This window comes from Vibrio sp. J383 (assembly GCF_023503985.1).
Classification (GTDB): Bacteria; Pseudomonadota; Gammaproteobacteria; order Enterobacterales; family Vibrionaceae; genus Vibrio; species Vibrio splendidus.
Genome location: NZ_CP097293.1, coordinates 1622420 through 1633842, shown reverse-complemented (window position 1 = coordinate 1633842; position 11423 = coordinate 1622420). Strand labels below are relative to the sequence as shown.

8 protein-coding genes are annotated in these 11423 nt (G+C 45.4%); 3 read left to right on the top strand and 5 right to left on the bottom strand.

Translation table 11 applies throughout. The annotated features are described in order from the left end of the window. The first annotated feature begins 262 nt into the window (after window positions 1-262). Both M4S28_RS07400 and M4S28_RS07395 read left to right on the top strand, forming a co-directional pair. A complete protein-coding gene (locus tag M4S28_RS07400; RefSeq protein WP_017079061.1) occupies window positions 263-1570 on the top strand; it encodes a TolC family outer membrane protein in 1308 nt (435 codons plus the stop codon). Then, complete coding sequence (locus M4S28_RS07395) at window positions 1570-2181, top strand: OmpA family protein (protein ID WP_249632603.1); 612 nt, start codon at window positions 1570-1572, stop codon at window positions 2179-2181. Before M4S28_RS07400 ends, M4S28_RS07395 begins: the two co-directional genes overlap by 1 nt. A gap of 248 nt (window positions 2182-2429) precedes the next feature. Here M4S28_RS07395 and nhaA read toward each other — a convergent pair whose 3' ends face one another. The 5 genes from nhaA to M4S28_RS07370 all read right to left on the bottom strand — a co-directional run bounded on the left by nhaA (window position 2430) and on the right by M4S28_RS07370 (window position 9606). Further along, entirely contained in the window at window positions 2430-3593 is a 1164-nt protein-coding gene (gene nhaA, locus M4S28_RS07390) for a Na+/H+ antiporter NhaA (RefSeq protein ID WP_004734677.1), read from the bottom strand. A gap of 273 nt (window positions 3594-3866) precedes the next feature. After that, entirely contained in the window at window positions 3867-5015 is a 1149-nt protein-coding gene (locus tag M4S28_RS07385) for a lipocalin-like domain-containing protein (RefSeq protein ID WP_249632602.1), read from the bottom strand. Further along, window positions 5005-7458: an ABC transporter permease gene (locus tag M4S28_RS07380; protein WP_029222149.1), complete on the bottom strand. Its 2454-nt coding sequence runs from the start codon at window positions 7456-7458 to the stop codon at window positions 5005-5007. The genes M4S28_RS07385 and M4S28_RS07380 overlap by 11 nt, the downstream gene beginning before the upstream one ends. After that, window positions 7439-8110 (bottom strand): ABC transporter ATP-binding protein, encoded by a 672-nt coding sequence (locus M4S28_RS07375; RefSeq protein ID WP_004734674.1) that lies wholly within the window; start codon window positions 8108-8110, stop codon window positions 7439-7441. Before M4S28_RS07375 ends, M4S28_RS07380 begins: the two co-directional genes overlap by 20 nt. A gap of 122 nt (window positions 8111-8232) precedes the next feature. Beyond that, on the bottom strand, window positions 8233-9606 hold the full coding sequence (locus M4S28_RS07370; protein WP_249632601.1) for an MATE family efflux transporter: 1374 nt from the start codon (window positions 9604-9606) through the stop codon (window positions 8233-8235). A 96-nt stretch (window positions 9607-9702) separates the two neighbouring features. Between M4S28_RS07370 and M4S28_RS07365 the strand changes: the two genes are divergently transcribed. Beyond that, entirely contained in the window at window positions 9703-11163 is a 1461-nt protein-coding gene (locus M4S28_RS07365) for a DUF2867 domain-containing protein (RefSeq protein WP_249632600.1), read from the top strand. Window positions 11164-11423: the final 260 nt, after the last annotated feature.

The following is an 11423-nucleotide window of genomic DNA, read 5'->3' as shown; positions in this document are numbered from 1 at the left end:
GATTCAATCCCACTCTGCGCTGTGGCTATTTCCTACACTAAATTTAGTAGTGCCACTATTGATAATCAACTCACTAGAAGGGTGTAAATCTGGCAACTTTCAAATTAGTCAATAGCAATAGCGACTTACATTCAAAAAAAATCCAACAAACTTCGCATTTTTTTGCAAATGTCCTAAGCTTCGTTTAATACCCTTCTCTCAATCTAGCGGGAAACGTAGGTTGGGAAACGGATGAGACATTGAAAGTAGAAGGAGAGCTACTTTGAAATTGTTTAAATTATCCATCATGTGTTGCTTAGTTGCTGCAGCACCACTCGCCGCTCAAACTCTGGAACAGTCTGTGGCTATTACCTTGGCAACGAATCCAGAGATAAAAAGCATCTTCAACGAATATGCGAGCGTGAAAAAACGTAATGATGCCTCAGGAGGAGCGTACAAGCCCAGTATCGACCTTGATGCTGGCATTGGTTACGAAGGCATCAATCCTGCACCAAATAACGGCCCCGATACCGATCTAACAAGAAAGGAAGCGACGATTTCCCTCACGCAATTGCTGTGGGATGGTTCAGCGACTCTTTACGACATTGATCGTACCGCCGCAGAAGCCGAGTCGGTTCGTTTACAATTGATTGCAGATGCCGAAGACAAAGCGCTGGAGGTAACACAAATCTATCTAGACGCGGTGAAAGCCACTGAGGTGTTAGCACTGTCAGAAAGTAACCTTTCAATACACAAAAAAATCTATAAAGATATTAAGAAACGAGCTAATTCTGGCATAGGTTCAACAGCGGATGTGTCGCAAGTCGAAGCTAGGATTGCAAAAGCTCATGGTAACTTATTGGCTGCACAGAATAACTTGATCGATACACATACCCAATTTAGACGTGTGGTGGGTCAAGAACCCCTAGGTTTAATTTACCCAAGAGCTGATATTTCTAGAATTCCTTTGTCGTTAACGGACGCCATTGTTGATGCCTTAGACAAACACCCCGTGATCAAAATCGCGGCAGCTGATGTTGACGCTGCGCACTTCCAATACAAACAATCGAAAGGCGTGAACTACCCTACCTTCTCCATTGAAGCATCGCAGTCATGGCGTGACGATGCAGGTGGCGATGAAGGCTCAAGTCAAGAAACGCTCGCGATGCTGCGAATGCGATATAACTTGTACAACGGCGGAACAGACAGTGCTAACTCTGAAGCGGCTGCTTACCAATTGAACAAAGCAAAAGATTTGAGAGATCGTGCTTATCGCCAAGTGGAAGAAGGCCTTCGCCTTTCATGGAGCGCCTTAGACCTCACGCTGCAACAAAAGAACTTCCTATCTGATCATGTTGATTCAGCTTCGGAAACCGTTATCGCATATGAAAAACAATACCGAATAGGCAAACGTACTCTTCTTGACTTGCTCAACACTGAGAACGAACTATTTGAAGCCCGTAAAGATTATCTAGATGCCCATTACTCTGAGCAGTACGCTAAATACCGTGTGATGAACGCAACAGGTTCTTTATTGAATGCTCTACTGGTTGATATTCCAGAAGAGTGGACAACGGCTATGGAGTATTAATGATGAAAGTAACGTACTTATTACTTCCCGTATTAACGATGACTTTATTTGCCTGTTCGAGCCAACAGGAAGAGGCTTACATCGAGACACCTGAAGCAGAACAGATTGCAGACCTGCAAGACGACGACAACGATGGTGTGGTAAACGCTCGTGATACCTGCCCAGGAACGCCTGAAGCGTCACAAGTCGACAATGACGGCTGTGGTGAAACGATTCGAGCAGAAGAAGTCAGACAGTTAAAAATACTCTTTGCTCATGACTCATTTGAAGTGAACCCAATATTTTCTGATCAAATCAGTACCATGGCTGAATTCCTTGATACTTACAAAAGTGCGTCGATTGAAATACAAGGTTACGCGAGTAAAGTGGGTTCCAACGAATACAACTTAGATTTATCAAAAAGACGAGCAAACAATGTTCAAGACGAGTTACTGTCGAATGGTATAGAGCCAGAGCGAGTAAGAATTGTCGGTTATGGTGAAGAACGCCTGGAAAACGAGGGTGATGATGCTACTTCGCATGCACTAAACCGTAAGGTAACGGCAACCGTGGTTGGGTTAAGTGAACAAATCGTTGAAGAGTGGACCATTTTTACCACGCTAGAAAAATAGCGTGACATTGTCACTTAAATGTAAGGCAGGTTATCTTACAAAGAGAGCTTAACAGTAAGATCAAGAAAGCCGTGATAGGGTTGCCCATCACGGCTTTTTTGTTCTTTGTTGTCACATGAGTAGCAAGATGACTCTGTGACTCTTCTTGCTACTCAAGAGTTGGCTTGTTACTCAGTGAGTAGGCTCACTATCAAGCGAACCTACTACCGAATATAGTTTTACTTACCAACTATGCTTTTACTTACCAATTATAGCTTTACTTCTTGTTGCTTAGTCTTCGGTAGAGAAATACTTAGCAGGAAGTAACCTAAGATAGCTGCAGTCGTTGAGCCCATCAGGATACCTAATCGAGCGAGCGTATCAAAATCTGCGTTCGTTGGACCAAATGCTAGTGATGAAATAAAGATAGACATCGTAAAGCCAATACCACACAACACAGATACCGCGAAGATGTTCATGAAGTTCACACCTTCAGGAAGTTTAGCTACACCCGTTTTCACAGCGCCCCAACTGAATAGGAAGATACCCAGTGGCTTACCAACCAATAGACCCATAGCGATACCAAGCGGTAACATGCCTGTAAGGTTTGAAATTGAGATGCCTTCCAGTGAGATACCTGCGTTTGCAAATGCGAAGATTGGCAAAATTGCAAAAGCGACGTATGGGTGCAGAGCATGCTCTAGGTGTTTCAGTGGAGAACGCTCCCCTTTATTGCCTTTCAGTGGGATAGCAAAACCAATAACTACACCAGCCAATGTTGCATGAACACCAGACTTCAATACTGCGAACCACAGAATTGCACCGACAATGAGGTAAATACTCAGCTTAGTCACATGCTTGTTGTTTAGCATGAACAGCACACCCGTTGCGATGAAGCCAACCGTTAGTGCAAGCGTCGATAGATCGCCTGAGTAGAACAGTGCAATGATAACAACAACACCTAAGTCATCGATAATTGCTAATGCTAGTAAGAATACCTTCAAGCTGACCGGTACTCGGTTACCAAGAAGAGCCATGATACCCAATGCGAATGCGATATCTGTTGCTGCTGGAATAGCCCAGCCCTGAAGCGCTTCAGGGTTACTTGAATTGAATAGCACGTAAATAAGTGCAGGAGCTAGCATACCACCCACAGCTGCAATAGCTGGGAAGATTGCTGTCTCTTTAGACTTTAATGCGCCTTCTAAAAGTTCGCGCTTAACTTCTAAGCCGATTAGAAGGAAGAAGACAGCCATTAAGCCATCGTTAATCCAGTGAGACACAGACATACCAAGAACGTAACTATGCAATACGCCTTGGTACATTTCGTTCAGTGGTGAGTTTGCTACAAACATTGCGATCGCCGCAGCGATGACTAGTATGATGCCGCCAGCAGATTCCATTTTAAAGAAGTCACGGATGACGTCGGTCATGATTTCGCCCTTATATTTATTATTTAAATAAACGAATAACAAAGAATAACAAAGAGTTTATATCCAAGCGTAATCGATAGATAATCACTTCTTCGGATGTTTAACTTCGGTTTTTCCTACAAATACCAAACAATACGTCGTATATTCCATAATGTTGTTATGCACCATAAAATAAGTATAGATGAGATCACAAAGGCTGTATGCACAATTAATCAGGGGCTCACAAAAATCATGAGCACAAAAAAGGCTATCAAATGATAGCCTTAGGTGTTTTTAGTAACCGGTTAATTGCATAAAGCCTGTCGCTTCATGGCTTCCGCTCGCCATAATTGGCCCTTCCCAATATGGTATGACAAATGGCAACCACATATCTCGGCGTTTGATGCGTGTCGTGAGGTTGATATTGTGCTGTGGCACGTTAATAATCCATTGGAGCGGCATTCTTCTACCATTCTGTAGCGTCGTATTCTGTAAAGGCTTGATAGAAATATCTGAGTCCGTTAACTGGTACACCTTGCCCGAACGAGTGGCCAATGTTCCAAAAACATAAGGCAGCTGTTGATTATGGCGGTAGCGGTTAATACTCAGCGCTGTACCATCATCGAGATTAAACACGAACCAATCCCAGCCTTGTTGACCCACTCCGAGTAAGCCACTGCCCCACTCTTTATGTACCCAAGCTGTGCCTTCTACTTCCTTGGTAACGCCGTCCAGATTCAATACACCGCTTAGGGATAAAAATGGAGCGCTGAAGTTATAAGACGCGACAGGCAATAAATCGTGCTTTTTCTGGTAACCATTATCGCCGTTGAGCACATAGGGCCCTTTCGCAATGGTGTCGAGTTCAAGGCCAAACGTATCCGTTTTCACTTGAAGGCGACCAGGAAATGGTGTGTTGCCAAGGGCGCGCCAGTTCCAGTTATCAATCCAAATTCTAAACGGACGACTGGTCATTCCCGCTTGGCCAATACCACCACGCGCTAAGCGTTGCTCTTTCCAAACCTTAGAATCAGAAGAGATCACGACATTTGAAATATAAACCTGTGGGCTTTGCCACCCCGGCGTCTCGCGTTCGTCAGTCGCTATTCGGAAGAAGCTCCATTGAACGGAGTACTTTTTGCCATCATCCCCTTTTAGAGAAGCAAAGTAATGCCACCACTCGTGTTGAAATTCTGGGTGGAATTGAAAGTCTCGAGGTAACGAAACGCTGCGGTCAGGTAACACAGGCTCGAATACATTAAAGTGCTCGCTTACAAGCACTGAATTGACCTCGTTCACGCCTTTCTCGCCAACATCAACAAAGTAAGAATAGTACGCCCAGATACCTAAAATCGTGCCAAAGAAACCGATCAATAATAGAGACGAGACAAATCGGTGTCTGAATTTCGTTGAGCCATTTCGTTGAAGCATATTAAAGCGCATCCCTCAGTGATTTCATCGGGGTGTTCCGAATCATTCTCATCACTGGCAAAGCACCAGCTAACATCAATGCTGCCATAGCCCACGCAAATGTCTGTAAATAGTCCCAGGGAATCACTTGCAACTCGAGTGACCACCCAAAAGACTGCTTGATCACGATATCGACGATCAAACTAGCCAACGCTAAGCCGAGCGGAATCGCAATTAAGGAGGAAATAAGCCCGAACACAAACAGTTGTAAGCTACCGGTCAGAATCAGTTCTTTCGCTGAGACACCTAAACAGCGCTGTAAAGATATATGCCTTTGTCGAGACACTTCACCCGCAACAGTTGCGAAGAAGATGCCGAAGACTGCAATGACCAATGTGATGTTGCCCAATGTATCTGCAATCGCGAACGTTCTATCGAACACACGCATCGCTTGGCTGTGAATATTGTTGTTATCGAAAACACGCTCAGAGCCAAGCCTGAATACGCTTTCTAAGCGGCTTCGAAGCCCTACTGAATTCACATCATCTTTGAGTATTACGCCAAGGCCCACATTACCCCGCCCTGCAAATCCATACAGCCAGTTTCGATGAGACATCATGACTTGATGGTAAGGGTTACCGTAATCGTAATACACACCGACAACCTGCCAACCAGAGCCAAGATTGTCATAGAGATCAATGTAGTCACCAGGGCGAATACCCAGCTTGAGAGACATCGATTCACTGATCAACACACCTTTAGAGTGATGTAAGTGATACCAGTAATTCGGAATACCTAACTTGATCGTCAGCGCTTCTAGCTCACCTTCAGAAGGCCCAGTACTGACCACTTGAATACTGCCAACAGGAGATGCAACATCCTTCTCCCAACGCCACCAAACAGAATCCACTTCAGGTTGTTCTGACAGCCAGTTACTCATACGAGCAGCACCATTGTTGGTTGGGTAGATGTAAAGATCTGCCGCCAAGCGCTGTGTTAACCATTTGTCTGTGGTATCTCTAAAGCTACCGACCATGGTTTCTACACCAATATTCGCGGTTAGCGCCAACATAAACGCCATTGTCGCCACACCACGATAACTCATGCTTGAAGCGGCATCTGCGAAGAACCAACGAGCACGAACCCAACGTAATGAATAAGACAGGCTGTTAAATAGCTTCCACATCAAGAACGGCGTAAACAGAGCCACACTAACAAGCATCAGCGCGATAATCGCAAAACCCGTTTCTTGAGTCTGAGGCGCTTGATAGACAGCGACAGCTGCAACCAAGAAACCACAACCAATCAAAGCCTGCCAAGTGAATTCAGTACCAGCAAAGCGCATCAAAGATAAACGAGAGGTCAAACGGATCGGTTGTGAACGAAGCAGACGAACCAATGGCCAAGCACACGCTAGGAATGCACCAAGCAATGCCATTAATAAGCTGTAACCGCTCCATCGCCAATTCCAGTCGATAGTTAAACCAACGTTGGCGTCATATAAATCGCCTAAACTTGAAGATACCGCTGGTAACAGTTGATTTGCCAACATGACACCGAATACATTGCCGCAGATCCAGCTCAATACCACCAATAACAGTAACTCTAAACAAAGCGCTTTAGCCAGTTGCCAACCCGACACACCCGTCTGTCTTAAGATTCCAACTAACGGTTGGCGCTGAATAAACGACAGCGACATCGCTTGATAGAAAATGAATAAGCCAACCACAAACGACAGCATACCCATCGCTTTTAGATTTAAGTGGAACGCGCTGGTCAGCGACTCAAGCTCAGCTTTAGAGCTGCGAGAGATCGTCAAACCATTAGGCAGCATGTTTTTAAGACGCTCAAATTTCTCAGGCGACATATCTGAACACGCAATCACAGACAACCCGGCACTGCGTTTAAGCATTCTGAGCAAAGAGATATCTGCAATCAGCCTTGTGCCATCAATCAGGTTTTTTTGGTCAACAGCGATAGGACCAAGCTCAGAACCATCCATCAGAGGAATGTAGTCCCCGTTATTCCATTCCATGTGCTCTGCGAGATCATCACTCACAAGGATTGGGTATGGCGGCTTCATGAGGTTTAACGTAGTGAGATCTTTTAACGCAACACCCGGCTGAAGCTGAAGCATAGACACAGGGTCGATGCCAATAAGCATAAAGTTCGCGCCATTTTCATCAGTGATACGATGGTGGTCAAAAGGAGAACACTGTTGAAAGCCTTCACGGCGAAGCTGGATATAAAAACCTTGCGGGATTTTATTGGCGTTGTGTTTTGGTCGAATACGATAAGGAAGAGGATTCGAAAAGAGTTTTTCGCCATGCGCATAGCTTTGCTTGGCGTGTTGGTTGATAGCAGTAACACCAACCAAAAGTGATACGCCAAGGGTTAAACCAAGCCATACCAAAATAATCTGAAGTGGGTAGCGTCGATAGTGACCGAGTAGTGCCTTAACTACGGGCCATAACATGCAGTTGCCCTCCTTGTAGGCGGATTCTGCCGTCCATGTGCTGTGCTACTTTTTCACTGTGTGTCACCAACAACAAAGTGCATTCTAATTGGCGAGCCAAAGAGGTCAGCAAACGCATTACCGCTTCTGCATTACGCTCATCTAAACTTCCCGTCGGTTCATCGGCTAACAGAATTTTAGGTTCCATGTACAGAGCACGAGCAATCGCTGCGCGTTGTTGTTGACCACCAGACGCTTCTTCAGGGTAACGTCCAAGTAAAGGCATAAGGTCTAAAGCAGAAAGAATCTGTCTCCAGAGGCCTTTGTCTTCAGGCAAGCCCTTTAACTGGCGACAAAAACGAATATTGTCAGCAATATTAAGCGTTGGAAGTAGGTTGAATTGCTGGAAGATGTGACCAATATTATTTCGGCGATATGCGGTGCGATTACGTTCTGTCGAATCATGCATATTGAAGTTTGGGAAAGCAATTTCGCCAGAGTCTACTAGGTCTAAACCCGCGATAAGATTCAGTAATGTACTTTTACCTGATCCACTTTCGCCCATTAGTGCAAGCTGGTCACCTTGGTTTAATGTTAGTTCAGCACCTTGCAAAACAGGGTGAAATTCCCCCCCGTCGACATAGCCTTTACATAGGTCTGACAGCTTTAACATTAAACAGCTCACATTAGTTAGAATTTGGAAGGAGAATCTACACTAATTCCCTGTTAGGAGGAAGTATTTTGAAAGATAGATCACACACCAACGATAAAGTGATGTGATCGATGCGCCCTACTTCAACTTCCTATCAAGTTTTTGATCCATTTTCTTGTTTTCATGCGATAGAGCGACCCACCCCACTTAATCACTTCTTCGGTTAGGAAAAGCAGATACACCCACTCAGGTGGAAACTTTAAATAGATCGCCGCAATCGCAGCCAGTGGAATACCAATCACCCACTGAGCAATCAAATCTTGATAGAGACAGAACTTCACATCACCACCCGCTCTCAACACACCAACGATCACAGTCAGCGGTACCGAGCGAATAATAATACCCACGCTGAGAATGAGAATGAATTTCTCAGAGAGGGCTCTGGTTTCTTCAGTCAACGCACTGAACGCATTCAATATTGGCATTTGGACGAAATAGAGAAAAATCGCCACCACAATACTGGTTAAGAAACACAGAATCGTTAAACCTAGTGCTTGATAGTAAACCGCTTCATTGTTCTTCGCGCCAAGTTGGTTACCCACCAGAACCGCTGCCGCATTCGAAAGGCCAATCAATAAACTCAATGAGATAGATTCAACCGGCGTCATGACTGAAAGCGCAGCCAAACCTTGAACACCCGATTGTCCCATGATCGCGTGGTAAGCAAACAAGCCACCCGCCCACGCTAAGAAGTTAAACGTGGTCGGCAAAGACAACTTCAAGAAGCGAACGACTTTCTCAACGGTTGCAGCCGCTTTGATATCACAAAGTTTAAAAGCTAATAGGTGTTTAGAGAAATAGAGGTAGCCATATAAGGTCGCCACTTCAATGGCACCGCTCAATACCGTCGCAATCGCTGCGCCTTTGATTCCAAGCGATGGAAAGCCTAAATTACCGAAGATCAGCACCCAGTTTAAGAACACATTAGACAGAATGCCGATACCGCTGAAGAAAGTGCTTAACCCAGGTTTATGCATCGCTCTCAAACCTACCGCCATACTGCTGACGCACGACACTGCCAGCATGCTGAATGAGGTGATGACGATGTATTCAACGCCGAGGCTGATGACTTCTTCAGAGTCGGTCGTCACGCCCATGATTTGCGCAGGAAAAGAAACAAAGAAAACAATGGTCAGCAACGCAAACAGGGTCGAAACTAGCCACGTCAGTGCGGTACTTTCTCTGACACCTTGTTTGTTACCCGCGCCCCAATATTGAGCCGTTAGCAAAGCGCCGCCCGTAGTGACACCCACTAGCATAATGGTCGTCACAAACATTGCACGGCTCGCAACCCCCACTGCCGCGATGTCTGCTTCCCCAAGCTGACCTAACATCAACACATCAACTAAGCCTCGGCTTGAAAACATAATGCTCTGCAAAGCAATAGGCAAAGCAATCGCAATAAGCCTACGAACAAAGTCACCTCGAGTGTGATGAATAATTGAAGAGAGCAACATAGAGATACCTAAACGGAACGTATTGATGAATAAAGATAAATATCGCGCTATTATATCAATGTTCGGTTTTTAACCACAGATATAAATGGAGTAACAATGAAGAAAGTACTGGTTTTAGGCGCTTCTGGATATGTTGGTTCGCAGCTCCTCCCTCTCCTGCTTGAGCAAGGCCACCAAGTCACTGCTGCAGCAAGGCATATCGACTATTTAAAGGCACGAACCGAACCTCATGACAACTTGTCACTAGAGTATCTTGATCTTGCAGATCAAGCCGCAACACAAGCCTTAGTCCCCGACTTTGATCTTATCTTCTTTCTCGTCCATGGCATGGCAGAAGGCCACGACTTTATTGATTATGAACTGAATTTGGCACGTAACTTTGTTTCAGCTCTTGGGCCAAAGAATCAACACGTCATCTACCTGAGTTCGCTTCAGCCGCAAACGGGTGATTCAGAACACCTTCAAGCGAGAAAGAAAACCGGAGAACTGCTACGCAAAGGACCAGTCCCCGTCACTGAGCTGCAAGCAGGCGTGATCATTGGTCCAGGATCTGCAGCGTTCGAGATCATGCGAGACTTCGTGTACAACTTACCTATCATGATTGCGCCCAAATGGGTCGACTCTAAAGCCAACCCTATTGCCTTGCAGAACCTGAATCACTATCTGCTAAAACTCGCACAGGACACGCCTAGCGAAAGCCAAACCTTCGAAGTTGGCGGGCCAGACATTGTCTCTTATCGAAATCAATTTGCTCACATTGCCAAAACAGCCGATCGCCCACTCAGGCTTTGGGCGACGTCACTCCTCACGCCCTCAATCGCGTCATATTGGCTAGGCGTTGTGACTTCTGTTCCGTCTAACATAGGCAGAGCGCTTCTCGCGGGCTTAAAACATGACTTTATTGCCAGTTCGACCATCATTAGAGAAAAGTACCCTCAGAAGCTTATCTCGTTTGAAAATATGGTTGAGCAAGCGATTCACGCTGAAGGAAACTTCGTGAAAAGTAATGTTTGGGGCTTTGATAAGACCGCCTTCAAACGCTGGCAAGCTGGTTATGGCTATTATCCTAAGAAAACAGGCGCAAGTATCACCTCAAGCGCATCTTTAGAATCCCTTTGGCAGGTCGCTCAGCAAATAGGAAGCCCGAAGCAAGGTTACTTCTTTGCTAATGCTCTATGGCGCACACGCGAATGGTTAGATCTTCTCTTTGGCGGTGGTGTGCCGGTTCGACAAATGCCTGAAGGGCCGACCCTAAAAGTCGGTGACAAAATCGATTCGTGGAAAGTCATTCGTTGTGAAGAAAACCAGTTTTTATCTCTGCTTTTCGGTATGAAAGGCCCGGGGTTGGGGCGACTCGAGATTACCGTCTCTGACCACTGTGATTCACGTGAACTGAACATATCAGCTTGGTGGCATCCAAAAGGCTTTCTAGGGTTACTGTATTGGTTTGCGATGATGCCAGCCCACCTGTTTATCTTTAAAGGCATGGTTAAAGCGATTGAGAAGCAGGCTAAAGAGCAGATGCGAGATTCGAGTGTCGAGATGCGAAAAGATTAAAAGCAAATTCGGGATTCGAGTAACGAGATGCGAAACGATTAAAAGCGGATGCGGGATTCGAGTAACGGGATGAGAAAAGATTAAAAGCAGATACGGGATTCGAGTAACGAGATGCGAAACGATTAAAAGCGGATACGGGATGCGAAGAGATTAAAAGCAGATTCGTCTGTCGAGATGCGAAAAGACTTAACAGCAAATTTGCGACACGCGCTATGAGAGGCAAAAAAAGAGCGGATAATTCCGCTCTTCGTATCTCTCAT

Excerpts from the sequence above, each read along its gene's own strand:
- M4S28_RS07395 (WP_249632603.1), top strand. The coding sequence starts at position 1,570 with ATGATGAAAGTAACGTACTTATTACTTCCCGTATTAACGATGACTTTA.
- nhaA (WP_004734677.1), bottom strand. The coding sequence starts at position 3,593 with ATGACCGACGTCATCCGTGACTTCTTTAAAATGGAATCTGCTGGCGGC.
- M4S28_RS07385 (WP_249632602.1), bottom strand. The coding sequence starts at position 5,015 with ATGCGCTTTAATATGCTTCAACGAAATGGCTCAACGAAATTCAGACAC.
- M4S28_RS07380 (WP_029222149.1), bottom strand. The coding sequence starts at position 7,458 with ATGTTATGGCCCGTAGTTAAGGCACTACTCGGTCACTATCGACGCTAC.
- M4S28_RS07375 (WP_004734674.1), bottom strand. The coding sequence starts at position 8,110 with ATGTTAAAGCTGTCAGACCTATGTAAAGGCTATGTCGACGGGGGGGAA.
- M4S28_RS07370 (WP_249632601.1), bottom strand. The coding sequence starts at position 9,606 with ATGTTGCTCTCTTCAATTATTCATCACACTCGAGGTGACTTTGTTCGT.
- M4S28_RS07365 (WP_249632600.1), top strand. The coding sequence starts at position 9,703 with ATGAAGAAAGTACTGGTTTTAGGCGCTTCTGGATATGTTGGTTCGCAG.